We start from the raw sequence: 22,440 nt of genomic DNA on the forward strand, positions 1-22,440 counted from the left end.
AAACGATCCATGTAGAGAATTGCACCCGGAGACTACTCCGTACAGGCAGTTCTTTTTTGTGTCTGCACAGGATCCAGGAGAACGCCGATCATCGGCTCTCCTGGGTGCGGCACAGCAAGTTTAGGAAGAAAGGAAGAATTTACATGAAAGCAAAGAAAGCCAGAACGATCAAAAAGACGTTACAGATCACCGTATTGTGCCTGTTTGCGGCGGCATTTCTGCTCCCAAAGGGAAGCCAATCCTATCTGATGACTGGCATCGCTGCTGCAGGTGTCCTTGTTTCCCTGGCAATCCTTATCATCCCTCCGCTTGCTTCCGGACTCCGGAAATTGCGGATTCCGACTGGAAGGGCAACGGATACAGGAAACGGGAACTCAGATCTGGAAACCATCCTGATCCGGCAGATCAGCTACCAGATCACAGATACACTTCAGTCTGCTTTTCCGGAAGCTACCTGGGAATTTGCAGAACCTCTGCGTCTTTCCCACCTGCTGGATGGCGATGCGATCCGCTTATCTACCAGGAACACCGGTAATCATAACTTTGCGGAAGTGTCTATGGATGAGTACGGAAACCTGCATCTTCAGATGCTGACTGTCTCTGCGTTGAAGCGGAGAGGCGACAAATCCGCATCCCCGGATACGCCAAAGGTTGATCCTGCGTCCTGGTACTCCCTGATTGGGAAACCATTCCTTGTGGAAATGATCGGGAATTTACAGGCAAAAGGACACCAGAAGCTGTTCATCGGAGAACAGGGGGACGTTTATATCCTCAACGGGAAAGATCCGGAAGTAAAAGGCAAGCTGGAGCATTTCCCGCCCAAAGCCTACTGGCCTGCACTCCTGCAGGTGTTTGCCGATGATGAACTGGAAGCGGCAGAGACGGAAAACGCAGTGGAGATCACCTGGGCATAAGGAGGAAAAGCAACAATGGCAAGTGGAAAATTAGTGGAGAGCTGGACTTTCCAGCGCACGCTCCCAGAACCTTTCAAAGACTATACGGATGACGCCGTATTTAAGAATATCGCATCCAAATACTGTACCCAGCCGCAGAAGAGAAGCACGCTCCATGCGGCTACGCTGCAGGCCGTCCTGACCTATATGGAACTGGAGGAGCCCGCAGGCGGGAAGTCCGCAGAGGAACTGGGCGCAATCGGGAGCCAGACCAATACCTATACGGTGGCAGAATATCCCAGCCGTACCGGAGAACTTCATGTGGTGGTCTATAACCCGGCAAACGGGAAATTTATTGCCGGGAAGTACACGGTGCCGCCGGATACGGAAAATACACCGGAGAAATATGTATTTAAAGATTCCGAGAATACAGGAACTGCTTTGTTATTCGCTCTGATGCCTACGTTTCTTTCCGATGAGGAGTTCAATGAGAAATACCAGCAGTTAAAGGAATACCGTGCAGCCGGTTATCCGGACATGGACGAGGCGGCAGAAACGGCGGCTGTCCTTTGTGACAACGCTTATCGCCGGATCCGATACAGTGATACGCTCGCAACGGGAGGGATCCGCACGGATATCGCTCCCAATGGTGTCATCCCGCTTTTGAAGCCGCTGGCTCTTCAAACGGGAACCTATGCGCCTACAGAGATCATCCACGGGGCGTTCCAGGTACTGAAGCCCGGCAACACCTTTAAGAAGAAAGCGGAAGTCATAGCGAAAGCGGATTTTGTGGGACAGTATATCCTGTCACCTGCCCGTGTACTGACTCCGGAGGAGGAACTGACCGTCCCGGTACTGCCGGACTGGTATATCATCCCGAAGGAAGTCAAACGGATCTGTGAACACGCAAAAGTCACTACGGACACGGTACAGCCCATGCGGAACTTTCTTCTGCGTGGCCCTGCCGGTACGGGAAAAACGGAAGGAGCCAAAGCAGTTGCTTCCGGGCTTCATCTTCCTTACCGGTGCCTGACCTGTTCCGCAAATACAGAGGTATTCGATCTGCTCGGGCAGATCCTGCCGGATGTGGACGGGAAACGCACTGCCCTGGAGCGGCAGTATCCGTCTTTCCAGGATATCATGCTGGACCCGGCAAGCGCCTATGAAAAACTGACCGGAACCTACGATGAAAATATTACAGAAGATCAGGTCTACAAGCAGCTCATTGATACTATTTTTGATGAAATGCACGAATACTATGCCTCCAAAACCAGCCAGCAGCATTTCCGCTACGTGGATACGCCGCTGGTGGAAGCAATACGGAACGGATACCTGATTGAGATACAGGAGCCGACGGTCATTGCAAATCCCGGTGTGCTAGTGGGATTAAACTCCCTGATGGACCGATGCAACAGTGTGTTTCTCCCCAACGGTGAAACGGTACAGCGGCATCCGGATATGGTGATCGTCGTAACAACAAACAATGACTATGCAGGCTGCAAGCCCTTAAACCAGTCCGTAATCTCCCGTATGAGTGTGCTCATCGACCTGATGGAGCCGGATGAGGAGACCCTGGTGGAGCGGGTGCTTGGCATCACCGGCTGTAAAGAGAAAAAGACCGTCCAGACAATGGCACGGATCGTCCATGCCATCTCGGAATATTGTCGGGAGAACCTGATCACAGATGGATGCTGCGGTGTCCGGGAGCTGATTTCCTGGGTGCAGTCCTATATGGTCTGCGGCGATATCCGGGAGTCCGCCCATTACACCATCCTGCCTTCCGCTACGGCAGATGCGAACAGCCGCACGGAGGTTGAGGAAAGCTGTCTGGATCCTGTCCTGCCATATTGAAGAGAGAGAAGGCGATCCTATGGGTAAATCAACTCTCACAGAACCAGAAATGTATGCACTTCTTGCAAAAAACCTGTCCTACTTACGCAAATCCCGGGGCGGGCTTTCCCAAAAAGCGGTGGCACGGATTTTACGCCTGCCGCCAAAAACCATTATGAATTACGAAAACTGCAGGTCCACGCCCCTTGCCTACGCTGTCCTCAGACTGGCAGAGTATTACGGCTGCTCCGTGGAAGACCTGCTGACAAAAAATCTCACAGAAAGGAAATAAAAGATTGAACAGCAACCAGAAAAAATTAAAACAGATGATCCGGGAAGAGGAGACTTCCATTCCCGACCAGGAATTTTTTACGTCCTCTGCCTTCCATCGTTATCTGACTTCCCAGGCGCGGGCTGCTACCGGGCGTTACTGCTACGGACTGCAGGCGCTGATCTCCTGGGATGAGTCCGAGGATGCGGCACTGGCTTACACCGACTCTTACAAGATCTACCTGAATGCAGCGAACCATGTCACCCAGAGCTTTCCGTCCCGCTTCCTGCGGGCGTTGAGCCTGGTAGGGATGACCGGGCATGAGACGGCACATCTTTTGTATACCGATTTCACCACCCGGAACCTCTACCTGAGAAATCTGGGGAACGGCACGTTTTACCCGGAAGATCCTTCCGTGGAGCTGTCCGCTTATCAGAAAAGCCAGACAGAGATCATGGACGCACTGCAGGAAAAAGACAAGGCCGTATCTCTGACCTTACGGACCTGTGCGGCTTCTCTCCAGAACATCCTGGAAGACGTCTATATTGAAGCAAGGATGTGCGCTGCCTTTCCCGGCAGCTTCCGCAAGGGCATCCAGCTCAATAACCTGCGGATGGTGGAACAGATCCCGGATCTTCACGAACAGCTCAGCCGGAACTATCAGCCGTTTACGATTGCGACCAACCTGCTTCTGGCCTATTGCCGGTCCGGCACCATCAGCAACCGCTTCCAAAGCGACAGCGAATATCTGGATGTGCTGACTGAAGGCATGGAATATATCGACACGGCACTGGAAGCGCCCTCAATCAAGGAGCGGCTGACTGCGACAAACTGCCTGCTGGTCCTGTTCTGGGACTTTATCAAACCGCTGGTAGAAGAAATGCGGGAAAAACTGGAACAAAAGAATGAAACGGAAGCAGCAAAAGAACTTCAGGATCTACTGGATCAGCAGATTGCAGGCGGCACGCCCATTCCTTTGGGAAAAGACGGAGCGGAGGTAAAAAATATCCCTTCCGCCAAAGGAGGCGCAGGCACCGATCCGCAAGACGCAGATTTCTTTTCTTCCAAAGGCCGTGAGGAACAATTAAAGGAAACGGAAAAAGTGATGGCGGAGGAAGGCGGGAGGCTGGCTCTTGCCAAGACCAGCGCTATTTTGGACGGCAATGACCCGGGCGTAACCTATGCGCCTCAGTATGCCGGCACCGGCTATGAGGATGCGGCAGCGGATATTGCCCGTGTCTTAAAGGAAGCCGCAGCAGAAAAAGCGCAGGAAGCCTATGAACAGCAGTTATCCGAAGAATTGCAGAAAGCGGCAAATGAGATCCATTACGGAAATGCCCATGCTGGGATCCATGTGACCATTCACCGGATCCAGGAGATCTCAGACCATCTGATCCGGCAATATGAAGAAATCTCGCCGCCCCTTCTTCGGGCATCCAAACGCCTGCAGAGTACCATCCTGCCCCTCTTAAAAGAGGAGGCGGAAGGCGGGAAACAGAAGAACCTGCTGTATGGACGGCGGCTGGATATGCGCTCCTTCCATCACCAGGACGGTTCTTTCTTCATAAGGACCCGGCTCCCCGCCGATGAACAGCGGCTGGCAGTGGGGCTTCTGATTGATGAAAGCGGCTCTATGGGGTGGGGTGACCGCATCACCCATGCCAGAAAGACAGCCATTGTCCTTTATGACTTCTGCGTCAGCCTGGGCATCCCGGTGACCATCTACGGTCATTCCACGGATTCCCGTGGGGTAGCCCTCTATTCCTATGCGGAGTTTGATTCTGTAGATGAGAAGGACCGCTACCGGCTGATGGATATGATAGACCGAAACGGCAACCGGGACGGCGCTGCGCTCCGCTTTGTTGCAGAGCATCTGGCGCAAAGACCGGAAAAGCGGAAACTTCTGATCCTGATCTCCGACGGCCAGCCCGCAGATGACGGTTATTACGGCACGGAGGCGGAAGCAGATCTCCGGGGGATCAAGCAGGAATACGCCAGACAGAATATCATCCTGTTTGCGGCAGCGATCGGAGAGGACAAGGATGCCATCCAGCGCATCTACCAGGAAGGGTTCCTGGACATTACCCGTCTGGACGACCTTCCAAAGAATCTTACCATTCTTATCAAACAGTATCTCAGATAATCCCAGTTTAAGAAAAAAGAGGTGAAAACCATGAATCAGTCTTACCAGAACAAGGCTTCTGACCAGATCTGTAAGATCCAGAATGACAAAAAACTGATCTCCTTCCACGACCGGCTGCGGGCAGCGCCCAATACCAGCTACGCCCAGCTCCACGCCAAAGGGGAGTTCTCAGAAAATAACCACAAGGTCCATTCCCTGATCGGCGTTTCCATCCAGGACTATTCCAACGGCACCGGGGAGCGCAACATCATCACCCGGTTCCACCTGGCTCCGGAGCAGATCCAGTTTTTCCTGACCCGCCTTACCGCAGGCTTCCAGGAATTTGAATGGAGTATCAGCAAGATCTTTGGGGAGCCGGATCAAAACGGCTTCTCTACTGCACAGCAGTTCTCCATATCCCGGCACAGCCGGACGCCAAACGGACAGGAATTGAAGAACCCGTGGCGGCTCCAGATCGTCAATGGGCGGGGGATCAAGGTTAAGAACAGAAACGGCGGCTCCTATATGCAGTCCGGCAGCTTCCAGATGGAAAAAAGCGCCTTCATCCAGCTTGCAGATATGGACCTCTACCTGCTGTTCAAGCGGGTGGACTCCTATATCTCTGAGTGGGAACACTGCATCGCACAGCCGCTGATCACAAGCGGAAAAGAGTTGCTTGTAAACCAGCAGGCCCAGCGCCAGCAGGAACAGCAGTCATTTCAGCAATATCCATACGCCGCATAATCAGATGCGGAAAAATACAGGCAGGAAAGGAAGCGGATCCCCGCTTCTTTTTCTGTCCTGTCATCAGGAAGAGAAAGGACGATTGATATGAGTATTGCATTGATCCGAAGTATGGACACCCAGGGCCGCATCATCATCCCTGCGGATATCCGGAAGGAAACCGGCATCCAAAGCGGCAGCACCCTGGAAATCGCAACAGAGGGCGCCACCATCCGCATACGGAAATGCAGGTCCCCGTTCCCCGGGCGCAAAGAACTCCCGGAGTTTCTGGAGCCTCTGCATCGGAAGATCTGCTGCGGGGCCGCCGTCTGCAATGCAGAATACATCCTGGCTTCCACCGGATGCTTTTTGCCGGAGGGCTCCACCATCACACCGGAGCTGCGCTCCCTTGTGCTGAAGCAGGAAGAACAGATCTTCCAGGCCGATATGCCGACACCGGTTCCGGGCAGCCGCCGGACGGTTGCCGCCCTGTTCCCGGTGCGCCTGTCGCCAGCTTCCAAAGAAGCTGCGCTGCTGCTGGTCCCGGAGACAGGCAGAACCCTGGCCGCTACGGAACAGGAGTGCGCAAGGCTTGTCGCAAATATGATCACCAGAAAATACGAAGAAAGAAAGGAAGAAAATTTATGAAAGCATTACATCCATTAACAGAAGAACAGCGGATTTTCGCAGAAGAACATCACGATTTTATCTACCAGTATTTAAACGGACGGCACCTTGGCATTGAAGAATACTATGATACTGTAGTCTTTGGCTATCTGGAAGCCGTACAGGATTATCTGGAAAAACCAGAGCTTCAGCAATATCGTTTCTCCACCATTGCTCGCATCGCCATGAGAAATGCGCTTGCACGGGAATGGGAAAAGCAGAGCCGCCCCATGCGGAAAGCCTTTCTGGAAGAATATGAAGAGGACACCGCCTCCCTGGATGCGTTCCTTCCCAGCCGGCAGGAACGTCTGGCAGAGGCAATGGATGACCGGGAACGCCTGCTGGCGCTGCTGTCTTACCTGACGCCAAAAGAGCGCCGGGTAGTCCGCTTGCAGGCAGACGGCTACACCTACCGGGAGATCGCTGAAAAATGCAGCATCACTTCCCACGGGGTAAACAGCCGGTTTTACCGTCTCCGTAAAAAGGTACGGATCCTGGGGCAAGAGGAAGGATTATTATAAATGACTGGCAGACTCATGTATGAAGGAGTGTGAACATGATGAAGAAAGAAAAGATCACGGCAATCCCTGAAAGGAAAAAAGATACTTACCTGACCGCTGTCCTCAGCCTGCCCCTGCGTGTGCATGAGCGGGCCTGGCTCTTTACCTGCGGGCGGTCCATTTCCACCTCTCTGGTGAAGCAGATCCTGGAAGTATCCCAGGACGGCGTGGTATTTGAGACAGAAAACACTGTCTATCATGTAACCTACGCCCACCGCCCGGCTGAAATCGAGGTGATATGTGCTTGAGTGATATCTATACCCTGGGAGGCAGCCTGCAAAGGCTGCTCTCCACCCTGAAGATCAACCGGGAACGGGTGCCCCTGGAGACCTTAAAGAGCGTATACCGTGTTCCCTATGAGGAACTGAAAGCGCAGATCCGGGAGGGCGTCCAGGAGTTTGTCCTTCTGGTCGCCTGCGGCCACCTCCTCATCAATCCGGATTATCCGCCGGAAGAACAGACGGCTGTGGCCCAGGATGCGGTTGACCGCTCCCAAATCCCAAAGGAGATCGGCAAAAGCCTGACCAGGGACTACGATGTGGCAAAAATCCACCAGATGGCCCTGAAACTGCGGGAAGAGATCGAAACGGCGCTCTGGCCTTATATCAACCAGAAAACCTGCCTGGTGGCAGACCTTGCGGATATCGAAAAAACGCCGGTCATCTATAATACTTTGACCAGACAGATCTACCAGGACGGGGGATGGATAGACCAGCCTCTGGATCTGCGGGGAACATTACTGATTTACAGAAAACAGGAGGATGCTGTGCTGCCAGGCGCAGCCCTCCTTCAGAAAGGAGAAGCAAATGAAAATATGGAAGAAAGAACAGCCGGGGGAGAAGCTCTTCTTTGCCCTGAGCCTTGGACAGCTCCAGAAAGCCCATGAAATTTATAAACGGCACTGCTTTTTCCAGGATTTCCTGGAGCTTTGTGTGGAGCGCCGCCAGGACGGGATCGGTCTTTGCAACCTGCCCTATGACACCTTGGAAGAGGAAACTGAACTGCTCCATCTGGCCTATGAACTTTACGAAAAACGGGCGGATATGAATACCGCTTATCTGGTCACGCTGAACTGCGTGATAGATGAAATCGAGAAAGCTCTTGGAAACGGTACACTCCACCTGCCTTTAGATCCAACGCCCCGGGTGGTGCTGGTCATAGAGGACGGCATGATCACCGGTTCCTATACAAGTGAGCCGTCTGTCCGGGTTGAAGTTATAGAACTTAGCAAAGAATATGCCTCTTCCGAGGAACGGGATGCGGTCTATGCAGAGCTGCAGTCCGACCCGGAGCTGTCCGAATGTGACTGCCGGATAACGGTTCCCGGATATGAGGATGAAATAGAAAGCGGGGAGATGGAATAATGGCGAATATATGCTCCGATGATGTATGCTTTTTCTCAGATGACAATCCGGAAGGGATTGCGTCTCTCTGGAAGGATCTGGAAACCGCTATCACTCCCGGTTATAAAGATGACCTGGGGAATATCCGGCGCCTGTTTCTCCATGCAGGGATCGCCACAGACGGGATCAGTCTGCGTGGCACCATTATAGATATGGGGAAAAATGATACCCGTATCCTCCTCTCTTTGGATACCGCATGGCGTCCGCTCCATGATGCGTACACAGCGATTGCGAACACATATGGCGTTTCCTTTGTCATGCGGAGCATGGAGCCAGGCTGCGGCATTTTCTATAATACGGATGATACCGGGAGTACCTTTCCGGACCGATACTGTGTAACCGGTGAGACCTCGATTGACACCCCCTGCGGGATCCCTCTGGAGGAAAAGGTTGATTATGGGACTGCTTTTCCCTCAGAAAATGCCCTGATGGAGACCTTCCATGATCTTGGCTACCCGGAAGAAACTCTGGAAGCGCTGGCTGCTGCTTTGGATAAACAGGGTGTCTATATCCACTCCTACATCAATCCCTATCTGTAAGAAAGGATGTGCCGAAATGACAATTTATATTTTACACGGGTATACGGATGGTCTGATTGACCCCATACCCAGTACCGACTACGAGGAAGTGTATGCAGCAATGAAAGCCGCTTACGAAGAGATTATGGCCAACGTGGAACCAGATGATCCTGACCGGGAATACTGTTTTCTGGAAGGCTGGTCCGCTACTGCTGTCGTGCATGGGGATTGGATGGAATGGCAGATTGCGGAACTGGAGCTACCCGTCCCAAACGGACAGCCTGCATCCCAGGCTTGAGATTTCTGTCAGATCCGACAGAAAATCCCCTCTGTATCTTGCTCCGGCAGTATGGTAAAATAGACTCATCGAAAATGCAAGGAGCGATTTCCTATGAAAAACGAAGAACTGACCCGGCGGTTCCGGATTGAGCGGAAGAAATTTGACCGCTCCGGGATCTATGCCTATACCCAGCGGACGCTGGCCTATAATTCCAATAAGATCGAAGGCTCCACATTGAATGAGGAGCAGACCGCCTCACTTTTTGACACTGGTATGCTGCCTGTCAGTGACGATTACTACCGGGTCAAAGATGTGGAGGAAACCAACGGCCACTTCCTGATGTTCAATAAGATGATCGACACCCTGGATGAACCTTTGAGCGAGGAACTCATTAAGGCGTTCCACTTTGAACTGAAAAGCGGCGTGTTTGAAGACCGCGCCAACGGCTATGCTATCGGAGATTATAAAAAGCGCCCCAATATGGTAGGCATTACGAAACCACCCTTCCTAAAGATGTGCCGGAAAAAATGCGGGAGCTTCTCACCTGGTATCACAAAATCCCAGACAAGACGCTTTCCGTCATGGCCCAGTTCCATACCCGGTATGAAGCGCTGCACCCCTTCCAGGACGGCAACGGCAGGACCGGCAGGCTGATCCTGTTCCGGGAGTGCTTAAAAGCTGACCTGACGTCGGTAGTTATTGAGGACAAGTACCGGACCAGATACATCGAAGGGCTGAAGGAATACCGGGAAACCGGAAAAACTGCACTTCTGGAGGCACTGTTTACGGAAGAACAGAAAGAATACGCTAAGAAAGTGGACTATTTTCTTGGCGAAGATGTGTAAACTGAGTTGGAGCCGCCCTCACGGACGGCTCCTTTCTATGTTCCCGGATCAAACTTGTAGCCTACACCCCATACAGTCTGGATGTATTCCCGGTCTGTATACTTCCTGAGTTTCTTCCGGATGCTGTAAATCATACACTCGACTTTGGCATCCACGTTGACTGGGATATCATCCCAGACTGCCTCATAAATCTGTTCTTTGGTAAATACCTGTCTCGGATGCTGTGCAAGATGCAGGAAAACATCAAATTCATAATGCGATAGAAATACTTCCTTATCTGCTGCTAAAATTCTCCGCTGATCTGGATAAACAGCAATTCCATGAAATGATATATTTCTGTTATTTGTCTCGCTTATACCTTCTCCAGAATATACGTTCAACATAGTCATAATTTCATCCAAAATGAATTTCTCAGAATTTTTAAATTCTACGAGTAAAATATATCCGATTTTTCCATCTCCCTTCAAATATTTTTTTAGTAAGTTTCACTTTTCTTCACTTCGTATACCATTCTCTTCAGCAATTCAGTAATTTCGCCTACTATCTTCTCATGCAAATCTACTAGACCCATCCAGCAGAAGCTCCGTAATAGCTGTTATACGGCAAAATATCCCATTTATGTCCTTGATTTAGTTATCTTTCGCATTAGCTTATATACAATACTCCAAAAAACTGCATGAATAAGTAGTGCCAAAAGCACAGGAATGGTTTCCTCTGTCCGGCCCTGCAATAAATCCATGATTCCATAGAAAGTAGCGCTGGATGGTAACAAATACGAAAGTTGAAAAACAAAACTGTTGCTTGGAACCGTCAAATAAAAGAAAATAGGCGGTGCAAGGAACAGAATCATTACAATTTTGATGTAAACAATCCCTACCATCAATCCGTTTGCATAATAGCCAATGAATAGCCCTATTAAGGCAGAAATATAGGTTGAGAGCAAAACAATCAACAGAAACGGCAATATCTGTACCGCTTGTATTCTCATACAGATCAATGTTGTTATGATGGTCGAAATTGTTCCACCAATAAAACCCAAAAGGGTTTTCTGAATGATGTAGGAAGTCATAGACATAGGAAGTACCTGATTGATAAATTCTATACCATCTTCCTTTTCACTGATAATGTTCATAGCATTAAAAGTGCAGCCCATAAACATTGCTGTTACCAATGTAATTACAATCAAGAGAGATTTTAACCCATCATTATCAGATACTACCGGGATGACTGTTCTGGTAATGGATAACTGTGTTGTCCGATTTTCATAGACTTGCGGAAGCGTATCTGCAATAACTTTGTTCACCTCTAATTCGTCCCCAGCAATAAACGTCTGTATTTCGTTCCCAGCTTGTAAAACTCCTATCGTTTGTGTGGATGGATCATTTACAGCGGCTTCCAGTTCAGCGCGTGTTTCATACGGTATAACAGCACCATTGCTTTGTAACCATTTCACAGCATCGTCAGTGATATTGTTTTCTACAATTCCGAAGGTAGTTTCTCCTATTGATTGGAAACTTACACCCGAAAGCAGATTGATGGCAATACCCACGATTACGGGGAGAAGAAAAGTTAAAATGCACATTTTATCACGGCGAATACTTTTTAACTGATACTTTAACCCTTTCATCCTTTATCCCTCCTTTGCCAGTTCCCGGTTCAAAGTATGATAGGAAAGCAGGAACAGAAGAATGATTGCGCCTATACAAATCAAATAGTATGGCGCTCCCGCCATTGGCGCGGAGAAGTATGCCGCTTTCATTGCAGTAAACAGATGGTACATAGGATGATAAACGATCCAATCCCATGTAATGCCGGTCTGCCCGGCCAGAAAAACGGGTGTTGTTACAAAAACCGCAAGGACAAGATAAAACAGAGAAAACTGTTTGAAGTCCGGCAGCCAGATTGCACAAAGAAAGCCAACCAATGCCATAATCAGCGATAAAATACCGGCTTGCAGAAGAACTCCCGGCAAAACATCCATCGCAGGGAGTGTTCCTAAATTACTCACAGTCAGCAAGACCGTAAATGCAAGGTCTGATAATAATAGCAGAAGCAATTTGGATAGGATGAACATAGAACGCCGGATAGGCAGCACCCCATGTACCCGTATCACACCCATTTGCTTCTCCTTAAAAAGCATGGAAGCCAGCCCCAAAAAGCCAACCGCCGATAATTCAAAAAACAGAAATTCAGCGGTGATCTCCCTGCGGTTTTTCATTTCTTTATTATTGACGCCAATTTTATCTGCCTGTCCATCCGTATTTCCATTCAGGACAGCTTCACCCCAAATCATGCGGTAGTGATCGGTAGTTTCCAGTCCGCAGGAGAGCATATAGAACCCTGGTTCAGCTTTGGAAAAATCATAGCCAACACAATATTGGTCTGCACAGGCAGTTTCTAACGCCTCTCTGCTGTCTACTTTTGTAAGGTATTCTGAATGAACATCTACTTTACTTTGTGGATCATAAAGATAAACCTGATGCATCTCCTGATCTAAATTCACATACACAAAATTGATATAGCAGGAATATAAAATCAGCGAAAGCAAGGCTAATAGAAAAAACTTGCTGGACAGCATCAGCTTGAAGTCTTTTTTCAGTAGATGGGAAAACCCTCTCCACATTAAGTCAGCCCCCTCCCTGTATATTGAATAAACATATCCTCCAAAGTCGGTTCTTGGGAATGGATGCTGATAAGCTCGTCATACACAAAGGGAATACCAGTTTTTAGCTCCGGGGCTTCCAACTTTCGTTCCAGCCTTTTACCTTGATAAAGATAATCAACCACAATACTGTGTTTACTGTTTTTCTCTTTAAGATTTCTCGGTGTATCGAGAGCTACAATATTTCCATTTGAGATAAATGCTACTCTGTCGCAAAGCAAATCAGCATCTAACATATTATGTGTTGTAAGAAAGACCGTTGTGCCTTTTTGCCGTTCTTTTTCTATGATTTTGCGAAAAAGGACGGCTCCCGCAGGATCAAGGCCGCTTGTAGGTTCATCCAGAAACAAAAGTTTTGGATTGCTGATAAGTGCCCTCGCCATACTAACACGCTGACGCATCCCTTTTGAGTAAGAAGATACCGGTTTTTTCAAAAAATCCTTCTTAAATTCCAGTTCATCCAGCAATTCTTCCGCATCACGCATATGCTCCGCTGGATAGAAAGACGCAAAGTAATGTAAATTATCGAGGGCACTCAAATTCGTATAAAGATAAGGAAATTCAAACAATACGCCTATGTTCTGGAAAAATTCCTCTTTTTGCAAATTGTCAATTTCCTGTCCGAACAGAGAAACCATCCCGCCATGTCCTTTTAGTATGCCGGTCAATATTTTTTGGGTTGTGGACTTGCCGGAGCCATTCGGCCCTAAAAAGCCGAAAATTTCCCCATCCCTTACAGAAAAGTTCAGACCATGTAATACCTGCTTGTCTTTCCCATAAGAAAATGTCAAATTCTGAACCTCAATCATTCATCATCCCCCCATTTCCCATGCGGTTCCTTTTTCTTTTCCTGCTGGCGCTTATTCCACCATTTCATAAACTTAATCTTGAACGGGATCGAGATCAACAGTGCCACCAGAAGAATAAGCCACCAATACCATTCCAAACCTAAAAACATACTCATTACCTCCTTGTTTTGATGGGTTGCCCCTCTTATTTGAGGTAAAGGTATAAAAATGCGTTGAAGTTGGTGTGAGATTGCTGTGAAGTTGGCGTGAAATCTTCCCGAATATAAAAGGCCCCGATTTCCATTTGGAAACCAGAGCCTATGAGAAAATAGGAACTTGTTATTTTATTGTAGGAATGGAGAAGTAAAAAGACACGCCTCCCGGTTGGTTTTCTACGCCATAGTGTAAGTGCTGCATGGATAAGACTTGTGCAACAATCGCAAGCCCCAGCCCGGAACCACTGTATTTAGAATTTTTATCACGATAGAATTTCGACCATATCTTTGACAGACTTTCTTCCGGGATAGGTGGCCCCTGATTGAAGATTGAGAAATCGAGCATACCGTCATTTTCTTTCAGCAGCAGTTTCAAAACGCCGCCAGATTGCGTATTGCACTTTGCATTGACAACCAGATTGTTCAATACCTGTTCCATCCGGCGTTTGTCTGTTTCGACGTAAACGGGATGTTCCGGCAGTTCATATTGCAAATCAAAGTCTGCATCTGGAGCGTCGATCAATAATCTCCCGGCAATGGTTTCCACAAATTCTATAAAGTCAAATCGTTCTGGAGAAAGCCGGGCGGCCCCAGTTTCCAATGCAGACAAATCAAGGAGTGTTGAAATAAGGCTGCTCATACGCTCTGTTTCAGCTATAATTATTTCTAAATACTTTTGCCGTTTTGTTTCATCCGGCTCATCTTGCAGACCTTCGGCATAGGCGCGGATCACCCCCAACGGAGTTTTCATTTCATGGGAAAGACTATCTACCAGCTCTTTGCGTTCCTCCAACAGCCGCTTTTCCCGTTCTACATCTTTTTCCAACTGGCAATTAGCAGTTTGTAACTGCGAAAGTGTCTGCTGTAAATTCTGTGCCATTTTGTTCAGGTTTTGAGATAGTTCGCCAAATTCGTCATTTGTGTGAATTTCGCAAGAAGAAGAAAAATCAAGCTGCGCCATTTTTCGAGCTGCTTCACTTAACCGATCAACCGGCTTCGAGATAAAACGTCCCATTAAGTAATCAACTGCCAGAACCAACAATATCACAAAGCAAAGCCAGAGAAGAAAAGAAAAATCCTGCTCAATAGGCAACCTTGTTGATATGACATATGAGATAATCAAAATAATTCCCGCTATTTTAGAAACCATAATAATTTTTTTGCGAACTGTCCGCAAGGAGAAATTATCTTCTATTTTCATACATTTACCTCAAATTTGTACCCGGAGCGGATCAAGGTAACAATATGTTTGCCCTCATCCCCCAATTTCTGTCGCAAAGTTTTTATGTGAGTATCTATCGTTCGGGTAGTACCCTCGAAATCATATCCCCAAATCCGATTAAGTAACTGCTCTCTGCTGAATATCTGGCCGGGATTTACCATGAAGAAATACAGTAATTCATATTCCTTATGGGTCAAAGTGATTTCCTGTCCATTGACAAATGTTTTGTGGGATGCTGGAATGATTGAAATTTTCCCCACATTCAGAGCATCCGTTGGTACGGTGGAAGAACGGCGAAGCAGCGCGCCTACTTTTGCCAGTAATACTTTAGGGCTGAATGGTTTTGTGATATAATCATCAGCCCCCAACTTATATCCTTTCAGTTTATCTTCTTCTTCGCTTTTGGCGGTCAGTATAATAATAGGGAGATTGCTCATTTCTCTTGCCATCTTACAGACAGAAAAGCCGTCAAGGTGAGGCATCATCACATCCAGTATCATTAAGTCCATTGGATTATTTTTCAATATCATTAAGGCGTCTACACCATCATCAGCCGTAAAGCAGGTATGTCCACCACGCTGCATATATTCAGCAATGATCTCCTGCATATTCTTTTCATCTTCTACAACTAAGATATTAGCCATGTTAATTTTCCTCGCTTTATAATGTTGTCGTTTCAAACACACCCCTAGTTTGCCAATTATACCAAATACTAGCGCACTAAAACAACCTCATCTGCTCATATTCTGCACGCTGTTCCAGCAGCACCGGTGTCTTATGCAGCAAAGATTCTGTTGCCTGATCATCCAACACCCAGTCCCCTAACTCCTCTGGCTCCAGGATCAGCGGCATCCGGTTATGGACCGGTGCCACGGAAGAGTTTGCGTCTGTGGTCAGGATCACGAACCTCTCCTGGCCTTCATACCGGTTATAGCATCCTGCCATAAACAGAACCGGTGTTTCTTTCCGCTCAAAGGTAAACTTCTCCTTGCTCTTATTCCACTCATAAAATCCCCTGGCAGGGATAATACAGCGCCGATCCTGTACACTCTCCCGGAACGTAGGGCGCTCCAGTGCAGTCTCTGCCCTTGCATTGATCAGCAGCTTTCCTTTCTCAAATCCCGGAAAGCCCCACCGCATCTGTTCTGCAGCAAGATGGTGCTCCTGCCCTTTTATTATTGTAGCATTTTGCGCTGGGAAAACATCACCAGTGCGCTCTATCTGCAATTTCCTATCCAGATCCCGTACCAGCTTCTCAATCTCCCTTGCCGTCTCATCATCCACATAATAACGTCCACACATTTTCTTCTCCTTATCTCGACTTTCCCAGCGTTTGTTCCCTGCATTTCTTCAGCAATCTCTGGAGCCGTAAATAATCATAGGTACGAACAGGATTTTTAATCATCGCTTTAAAAGAAAACCGAAACAATATCTGATAAATGATCCCCTGACGGATACACCAGATACACAGTGCATAGGTGCTATGAATATCGCCCCTCTGAAGCAGCCGGACCAGATAAGAGATCTTCACAATATCCTGTTCTGTATATGCAGCAACTGCCACAGGAAAGCTTAGTCCTTCCATAAAAAACTGCAGTTGCTTTAATCCCTCCTCTGGAAATTTTAAAATATGCTTATTCACTATTCCTCTCCCCAACTTACCTTCCAACAATGCGACTCCGGATAATAATATAACCGAAATAGATATTCCTGATTTTCCACCACTGTACTACAGCAGAACTCCTGAATAGGAATACCACAATAAAATTTTTCTGCCTGCTTCTGTACATTAATGTGCGTAACTTTATGAATTACGCCTTCCTCATCTTGATATTTGAACATCATAGGAATTGTTCTGCCTTTGCTCGTATACCAGACAGAACAGGCAATTTCCTTCATTTTTCTTTTCAGCTCGCCCTCATCCGGTTTCTGGGTGTTCGTTCCAATCCCCATGTTCATAGATCTCTACCTCCTATTTTACCCCGATTTTCTTATAATCAACAGTCCTTTTTTCTCTTGAGATTCCACCGGACATAGGTCAATCGGACTTCCGACAAATGCCGCCCGCTTTACCGAGTCAATCCCATACCGTCCACGGATCCGGTCCACCGTTGCGTCCATTTTCTCCAGCTTTTCATAATCTGTCGTGTCAAACATATCCAACTGGCACATATTGAACCCATCCTTTACCCGGCTGGTGTGGATCCCCAGATGCCGGATGGCTGTCCCATCCCATAATTGGTCAAAAAGCTGGCAGACACAGCGATGGATCTCAATGGTAATGTTCGTAGTGTTCCGCAGCGTCATCTGGTGGCTGGCATAACGCAGGTCATGAGATTTGATTCCCACAGCAATCACTTCCGCCCGCACCTTTGCTGCCCGCAGTCTGGTTCCCACCGTCTCCGCCAACGCCAACAACACCAGCTTCGCAGTGGACGCATCCGTTACATCAAAGGCAATGGTGGTGGAGTTCCCGTATCCTTTATTGGCCGGGGCTTCAGACTGCACCACGGATACATCCATCCCATTGGCAAACGCCCAGATGACCTCCCCGTGCTTTTTCAGATGGACTTTCAGCAGATGCGGGTCCGCATGGGCCAGTTCCCCTATGGTATGGATCCCCAGGTTAAACAGCTTTTTTGCAGTCGCCCTACCCACAAAAAATAAATCACTCACCGGAAGCGGCCACATTTTATCTTCAATCTCATTATGCCACAGCGTATGCACCCGGTCTGGCTTCTGGAAATCTGATGCCATCTTGGCCAACAGCTTGTTCTCCGAGATCCCGATATTGACGGTAAATCCCAGCGTATCCCGGATTTGATCTTTCATCCTATATGCTGCCGTCACCGCATCGCCCCAGAGTCCTTCCGTACCTGTCATATCCACAAAGGCTTCGTCTATCGAGTATTGCTCTACGGTTGGAGAATACTGGCGCAAGATATCCATAAATGCCTTGGAGCACTTTTCATATAGCCCATAGTTAGGCGGAACCAGAATCAACTCCGGACATTTCTGTTTCGCCTCCAGAATAGTTTCTCCCGTTTTTATATGGAACTTTTTGGCCGGAATAGATTTCGCCAATATAATTCCGTGCCGCATTGCCATATCACCGCCAACCGCAGACACCTTTTCCCGCAGATCCTCCTTCCCGCCTAAATGGTGGAGGCGGTAAACAGCTTCCCAGCTCAGAAATGCGGAATTTACATCAATATGAAAAATAACGTTTCTTCTTTCCAAACTCATGTTCGCCTCCTTTTTCTCTTATTATGGCGAACATATGTTCTTTCGTCAAGAGGATTTTTCTGTCAAAACCTGACGTACAAAGGGGTGCTGCTTATTTGTTATGCTATATATAGGTGTGTAGAGCTATTTTTCATTTGACCACTACTATATCTAGTGTTATACTAAATTCGTACCATATATTTTGTGTCTATCCGGAAAGGATTTATCACACGCTGTTTAGGTTTGTAATCAGTCAGAGGGATACTATGCCTCCAGGGCAGTACCTTCTGGCTTTTTTTATTTTGCAGGGAACTGCACGCTGTCAGAGAATGAACATTTTGCGTCATTCTCTTTTTTTATGCCTGAACATGGGAAAGGAGGGTTATTTTTCAATGCTCCGGATGGACATGGTAACAGAAAGGAGAATCAAAATGACTTACAAAGAATTTGAAATGCAAGTAAAAACGTATCTGGAGGAGAACCTCGGTGCTGACGTTACTGTCAGCACATACACGGCGAGAAAGAACAATCAAACCCTCTGCCAAGGTCTTCTCATTGAAGACGCCTCCGATGGAGAGCGTTTCTCAGCATCCCCGGTTATCTATCTGGATGATTTCTATAGAGACTTGTGTAATGGATCATCTTTTGAAGAGATAGCAAAAACCATATATAAGTTATATCGGAACGCCAAGCAGACTGGAGATTTTAAGCTGAAGGACTTAACTAATTTCGAGGAACTGAAGGAAAAAATCATCTATAAATTAATCAATCTGGATATGAACAAGGATCTTTTGGACGATATTCCTTATATCCCGTATCTTGATTTGGCAATCGTTTTCTATTGCTGCATTGCGAACACGGATGAACAGACTGCTGGTTTTCTCATTCATAATTCCCATTTGGATCTCTGGGGAATCCAGCAAAACGAATTATACAAGTATGCCCATAAGAACACTTGCCGACTGTTTCCCTATTCACTTCAGTCGGTATGCGCCACGCTTAACGAAATGTCAGAAAATCTTACCGCCCCATTATCTGTAATGCCGGAGGAAGACCTTCTGGTCTTAACGAATCAAAGCCGTATAGACGGTGCAGCTTGTATCCTGTATGACAATATGTTGGAAAAAATAGCAGAAGTATTACAGGAGGATTTCTATGTAATTCCCAGTAGTATCCACGAGCTTCTGATTCTGCGTAAACATTTGTCTCCAGAAGAAGGAGGTCTTTCAGAGTTAATTACATCTGTCAATCAGACAACCGTGTTGGATACGGACATTCTGTCATCACATCCATACTACTATGACCGTAATTTACATACCTTAAAATGCGCTTAATAATTTATGCGAATCCCAAGAAAGGAGCATCCAATCATGCACCATGTAAAAGAAGTAAAATTGCTTGTAGACAACCTTAACAAACACCGTCACGCCTACTATAACCTGAATGCACCGGAAATCTCCGATGCGGAGTATGACCGGATGTACGAACAGCTGGAAAGTCTGGAAAAGGAAACAGGGATCATCTACTCCAATTCCCCAACCCAGACCGTAGGCTACCCGCCGGTCAGCGAACTGGAGAAAGTACCACATCCCCATCCGCTTCTGTCCCTGGATAAGACAAAGCAGGTGGAAGATTTGTGCCGTTTCTGCGGCAATCACGCAGCTTTGCTTATGCTGAAGCTGGATGGCCTTACGGTAAAACTCACCTACGAAAACGGCAGGCTGACAGAGGCATCCACCAGAGGAGACGGGGAGATCGGGGAAGATATCACCCATAACATTCCCACCTTTGAGAATGTACCGATCTCCATTGCTTATAAGAAACGGCTGGTTGTCACCGGGGAAGCCTTCATACACAGAAAGGATTTTGAACGGCTGAACATCACACTCCGGGACAAGAACGGGGAACCTTATAAAAACGCCCGGAACCTGGCTGCCGGATCTGTGCGGAGCCTGGATCCTGAGAATTGCAAAGACCGCTGTGTCACCTTTCTTCCCTTCAACGTACTGGAAGGGCTGGACGAGGGAGAAAACAGCAACAGCCGGGAGGAACGTCTGTACCAGTTATCAAAACTGGGCTTTGGTTCCTGCCCGTATATTCCCCTCAATCCGGATCAGATTTCGCCGGAATATCTGGAGCTTCGTATCCAGGACCTGAAGGAGAAGGCAGAAACACTGGATCTTCCCATTGACGGAATGGTACTGATCTTCGATGACCTGGCGTATTCCGCAAGCTGCGGAAGAACCGGACACCACTACAAGGACGGACTTGCTTTCAAATTTGAGGACGAAACCTATGAAACCGTTCTCCAGAGTATTGAATGGACGCCCTCCCGTTTCGGGGAACTGGCACCTGTGGCAGTCTTTGACACCGTGGAAATAGACGGATGCTCGGTATCCAGAGCCACGCTTCATAACCTCACCTTTATCCGGGAACTGGAGCTGGTGCCGGGATGCCGTATCCTGGTATCCAAACGGAACATGATCATTCCCCATGTAGAGGAGAACCTGGACCGTGGACATTACCGGGATGCAGCCCCTGCTATCTGCCCGTGCTGCGGCGCTTCGACAGAACTCCATCGAAAAAAAGGAGAAAAAGGACGGATCATTGAAACCGTACACTGCAGCAATCCCTCCTGTGAAAGCCAGCAGTTGAAAAAATTCGTCCATTTCGTATGCCGGAAAGCCATGAATATTGAAGGGTTAAGTGAGGCTACCCTGGAGAAATTCCTGAATCTGGGATACCTTCAGACCTTCCATGACATCTACCATCTGGATCAGCACCGGGAAGAAATCATCCGGCTGGAAGGGTTCGGGGAGAAATCCTTTGACCGGCTCTGGAACGCAATCCAGGCCAGCCGCAGCACCACCTTTGTCCGCTATCTGATCAGCATGGATATTCCCATGGTAGGCCGTACAAAAAGCCGGGTATTGGATACCGTATTCTCCGGCAGTCTGGATGCCTTCCGGGCGGCTGCCACCGATGACTATGATTTCACACAGTTAGAGGATTTTGGCGCCACACTGGACCAGAACATTCACGACTGGTTTGCGGATGAAGAAAATCTGATGCTCTGGGACACGTTACAGAAAGAATTTATATTTGAAGAAAGAAAGGAAGAAACCACTATGGCAAAAAATACTGAATTTGCAGGAAAGACTATCGTAGCAACCGGAAAGCTGGAAAACTTTACCCGCTCAGAGATCAACGACCAGATCCTGGCGCTTGGCGCAAAGCCGGGCAGCTCGGTATCCAAAAAGACCGACTACCTGATCTGCGGGGAAAAAGCTGGCAGTAAGCTGGCCAAAGCCCAGGCTCTTGGCGTCACGATCCTGTCAGAAGCAGAGTTTTTAGCAATGATTGCATAAGATTGTACATGATCCACTTGGGGAAGCTGCCTGACAAGCAGCTTCTCCAAAAATTACCTGTCTGGCAGTATGGAAAGGGCAGATACGCTTGTTTTTTTGCGTTGAACATCCCGTTTCCTTTGGGTATAATAGAGGCAAATGGAGGCAATGATGAGTATGAGTATTCAATCCGATGTGGAAATCTTATCTGTACAAGCAGTCGAGTATTACGCACAAAAATATCATCTGTCTGAAGGGGACGTCTTTGATCTCTTCTGTAAGCATCAGGTTTTTGAAAAAATCCTGATACAGCACGAAACGCTTCATCAGTTAGATATGGAAGAGACTTTTCAATATGTGGAGGAAATCATCAAAGAAAATGCTCTGGAACTGGTGCTTTACCACGGTTCCAACATCGCATTTGATGAGATTGACCTGGGAAAATCCCATAATCGCCGTGACTTTGGCCGGGGATTTTACTGTACCGTCTTGGAAAGCCAGGCGGAGGAATGGGCCAGACGTCTTTATCTGCGCTCCCACAAAGGCGGCAGATATGTTTACCGTTACTTGTTCCGCCAGACAGAGGACCTGAAGATCAAGCACTTTGCTGCTCTGGATCAGGAGTGGCTGGAGTTTATCAAAGAAAATCGCACGAAAGGCGGCATCCAGCACGCTTATGATGTGGTCGTAGGGCCTGTTGCAGACGACAATACAATGGAGACTGTGCAGTTATACCTGTCAGGTATTTTAAAAGCCGAGGAAGCAGTGGAAAGGCTTCGCTATAATAAAGTAAACAACCAGGTGTCTTTCCATACGCCCCTTGCCCTGGAGCACCTGACGCTGGAATCCCGAAGGGAGGTTTCGTAAACT

Annotated in this window: 27 protein-coding genes; 16 read left to right on the forward strand and 11 right to left on the reverse strand. The window is 47.9% G+C overall.

The window, feature by feature from the left end:
• Positions 1-143: 143 nt before the first annotated feature.
• The 13 genes from B5F87_RS14690 (at position 144) to B5F87_RS21725 (ending at position 10,111) form a co-directional block, all read left to right on the forward strand.
• A complete protein-coding gene (locus B5F87_RS14690) occupies positions 144-914 on the forward strand; it encodes a hypothetical protein (RefSeq protein WP_242964499.1) in 771 nt (256 codons plus the stop codon).
• Between the two features lie 15 nt (positions 915-929).
• Positions 930-2,744 carry an AAA family ATPase gene (locus B5F87_RS14695; protein ID WP_087282331.1) on the forward strand — a complete coding sequence of 605 codons (1,815 nt, stop codon included), beginning with the start codon at positions 930-932 and terminating at the stop codon, positions 2,742-2,744.
• A 19-nt stretch (positions 2,745-2,763) separates the two neighbouring features.
• Complete coding sequence (locus B5F87_RS14700) at positions 2,764-3,015, forward strand: helix-turn-helix transcriptional regulator (RefSeq protein WP_087282333.1); 252 nt, start codon at positions 2,764-2,766, stop codon at positions 3,013-3,015.
• Between the two features lie 4 nt (positions 3,016-3,019).
• Positions 3,020-5,137: a nitric oxide reductase activation protein NorD gene (locus B5F87_RS14705; RefSeq protein ID WP_204245551.1), complete on the forward strand. Its 2,118-nt coding sequence runs from the start codon at positions 3,020-3,022 to the stop codon at positions 5,135-5,137.
• A 30-nt stretch (positions 5,138-5,167) separates the two neighbouring features.
• On the forward strand, positions 5,168-5,860 hold the full coding sequence (locus B5F87_RS14710; protein ID WP_087282335.1) for a hypothetical protein: 693 nt from the start codon (positions 5,168-5,170) through the stop codon (positions 5,858-5,860).
• Between the two features lie 87 nt (positions 5,861-5,947).
• A complete protein-coding gene (locus B5F87_RS14715; RefSeq protein ID WP_087282337.1) occupies positions 5,948-6,487 on the forward strand; it encodes an AbrB/MazE/SpoVT family DNA-binding domain-containing protein in 540 nt (179 codons plus the stop codon).
• A complete protein-coding gene (locus tag B5F87_RS14720; protein WP_087282340.1) occupies positions 6,484-7,026 on the forward strand; it encodes a sigma-70 family RNA polymerase sigma factor in 543 nt (180 codons plus the stop codon). Before B5F87_RS14715 ends, B5F87_RS14720 begins: the two co-directional genes overlap by 4 nt.
• 35 nt (positions 7,027-7,061) lie before the next feature.
• A complete protein-coding gene (locus tag B5F87_RS14725; RefSeq protein ID WP_087282342.1) occupies positions 7,062-7,313 on the forward strand; it encodes a hypothetical protein in 252 nt (83 codons plus the stop codon).
• On the forward strand, positions 7,310-7,951 hold the full coding sequence (locus B5F87_RS14730; protein ID WP_204245550.1) for a hypothetical protein: 642 nt from the start codon (positions 7,310-7,312) through the stop codon (positions 7,949-7,951). Before B5F87_RS14725 ends, B5F87_RS14730 begins: the two co-directional genes overlap by 4 nt.
• Entirely contained in the window at positions 7,872-8,429 is a 558-nt protein-coding gene (locus B5F87_RS14735; protein ID WP_087282343.1) for a hypothetical protein, read from the forward strand. Before B5F87_RS14730 ends, B5F87_RS14735 begins: the two co-directional genes overlap by 80 nt.
• The gene (locus B5F87_RS14740; protein ID WP_087282345.1) at positions 8,429-9,007 is read left to right on the forward strand and encodes a hypothetical protein; all 579 of its coding nucleotides are present in this window, start codon (positions 8,429-8,431) and stop codon (positions 9,005-9,007) included. Before B5F87_RS14735 ends, B5F87_RS14740 begins: the two co-directional genes overlap by 1 nt.
• Positions 9,008-9,023: 16 nt before the next feature.
• Positions 9,024-9,284, forward strand: a complete 261-nt coding sequence (locus tag B5F87_RS14745; protein ID WP_087282347.1) for a hypothetical protein — start codon at positions 9,024-9,026, stop codon at positions 9,282-9,284.
• A 509-nt stretch (positions 9,285-9,793) separates the two neighbouring features.
• Complete coding sequence (locus B5F87_RS21725; RefSeq protein ID WP_343215681.1) at positions 9,794-10,111, forward strand: Fic family protein; 318 nt, start codon at positions 9,794-9,796, stop codon at positions 10,109-10,111.
• Positions 10,112-10,146: 35 nt separating this feature from the next.
• Here the strand turns inward: B5F87_RS21725 and B5F87_RS14755 are convergent, their stop codons facing one another.
• The 11 genes from B5F87_RS14755 to B5F87_RS14800 all read right to left on the reverse strand — a co-directional run bounded on the left by B5F87_RS14755 (position 10,147) and on the right by B5F87_RS14800 (position 18,244).
• Positions 10,147-10,500 carry a winged helix-turn-helix domain-containing protein gene (locus B5F87_RS14755; protein WP_087282439.1) on the reverse strand — a complete coding sequence of 118 codons (354 nt, stop codon included), beginning with the start codon at positions 10,498-10,500 and terminating at the stop codon, positions 10,147-10,149.
• Positions 10,501-10,727: 227 nt separating this feature from the next.
• The gene (locus tag B5F87_RS14760; protein WP_087282349.1) at positions 10,728-11,738 is read right to left on the reverse strand and encodes an ABC transporter permease; all 1,011 of its coding nucleotides are present in this window, start codon (positions 11,736-11,738) and stop codon (positions 10,728-10,730) included.
• A gap of 3 nt (positions 11,739-11,741) precedes the next feature.
• Positions 11,742-12,734: an ABC transporter permease gene (locus tag B5F87_RS14765; RefSeq protein ID WP_087282350.1), complete on the reverse strand. Its 993-nt coding sequence runs from the start codon at positions 12,732-12,734 to the stop codon at positions 11,742-11,744.
• Entirely contained in the window at positions 12,734-13,582 is an 849-nt protein-coding gene (locus tag B5F87_RS14770; RefSeq protein WP_087282352.1) for an ABC transporter ATP-binding protein, read from the reverse strand. The genes B5F87_RS14765 and B5F87_RS14770 overlap by 1 nt, the downstream gene beginning before the upstream one ends.
• Entirely contained in the window at positions 13,579-13,731 is a 153-nt protein-coding gene (locus B5F87_RS21220; RefSeq protein WP_204245549.1) for a hypothetical protein, read from the reverse strand. Before B5F87_RS21220 ends, B5F87_RS14770 begins: the two co-directional genes overlap by 4 nt.
• 169 nt (positions 13,732-13,900) lie before the next feature.
• Positions 13,901-14,977, reverse strand: coding sequence for a HAMP domain-containing sensor histidine kinase (locus B5F87_RS14775; RefSeq protein ID WP_087282354.1), 1,077 nt, complete (start codon positions 14,975-14,977; stop codon positions 13,901-13,903).
• Complete coding sequence (locus B5F87_RS14780; protein WP_087282356.1) at positions 14,974-15,642, reverse strand: response regulator transcription factor; 669 nt, start codon at positions 15,640-15,642, stop codon at positions 14,974-14,976. The genes B5F87_RS14775 and B5F87_RS14780 overlap by 4 nt, the downstream gene beginning before the upstream one ends.
• 76 nt (positions 15,643-15,718) lie before the next feature.
• Complete coding sequence (locus tag B5F87_RS14785) at positions 15,719-16,300, reverse strand: SOS response-associated peptidase (protein ID WP_087282357.1); 582 nt, start codon at positions 16,298-16,300, stop codon at positions 15,719-15,721.
• 10 nt (positions 16,301-16,310) lie between these two features.
• A complete protein-coding gene (locus tag B5F87_RS14790; RefSeq protein WP_087163000.1) occupies positions 16,311-16,640 on the reverse strand; it encodes a hypothetical protein in 330 nt (109 codons plus the stop codon).
• Positions 16,640-16,957, reverse strand: a complete 318-nt coding sequence (locus B5F87_RS14795; protein ID WP_087282359.1) for a hypothetical protein — start codon at positions 16,955-16,957, stop codon at positions 16,640-16,642. Before B5F87_RS14795 ends, B5F87_RS14790 begins: the two co-directional genes overlap by 1 nt.
• An 18-nt stretch (positions 16,958-16,975) precedes the next feature.
• A complete protein-coding gene (locus B5F87_RS14800; protein ID WP_343215772.1) occupies positions 16,976-18,244 on the reverse strand; it encodes a DNA polymerase IV in 1,269 nt (422 codons plus the stop codon).
• Positions 18,245-18,654: 410 nt separating this feature from the next.
• Here B5F87_RS14800 and B5F87_RS14805 point away from each other — a divergent pair, with 410 nt between their 5' ends.
• From B5F87_RS14805 to B5F87_RS14815, 3 genes are all read left to right on the forward strand, one after another.
• Positions 18,655-19,557 carry a DUF5688 family protein gene (locus B5F87_RS14805; protein ID WP_140398064.1) on the forward strand — a complete coding sequence of 301 codons (903 nt, stop codon included), beginning with the start codon at positions 18,655-18,657 and terminating at the stop codon, positions 19,555-19,557.
• 36 nt (positions 19,558-19,593) lie between these two features.
• A complete protein-coding gene (gene ligA / locus B5F87_RS14810) occupies positions 19,594-21,591 on the forward strand; it encodes an NAD-dependent DNA ligase LigA (RefSeq protein ID WP_242964500.1) in 1,998 nt (665 codons plus the stop codon).
• A 156-nt stretch (positions 21,592-21,747) separates the two neighbouring features.
• Positions 21,748-22,437, forward strand: a complete 690-nt coding sequence (locus B5F87_RS14815; RefSeq protein WP_204245555.1) for a DUF3990 domain-containing protein — start codon at positions 21,748-21,750, stop codon at positions 22,435-22,437.
• The last annotated feature ends 3 nt before the right edge of the window (positions 22,438-22,440 follow it).

It is taken from the genome of Eubacterium sp. An3, assembly GCF_002159465.1.
In the GTDB taxonomy this organism is placed as follows: Bacteria; Bacillota; Clostridia; order Lachnospirales; family Lachnospiraceae; genus Anaerobutyricum; species Anaerobutyricum stercoris.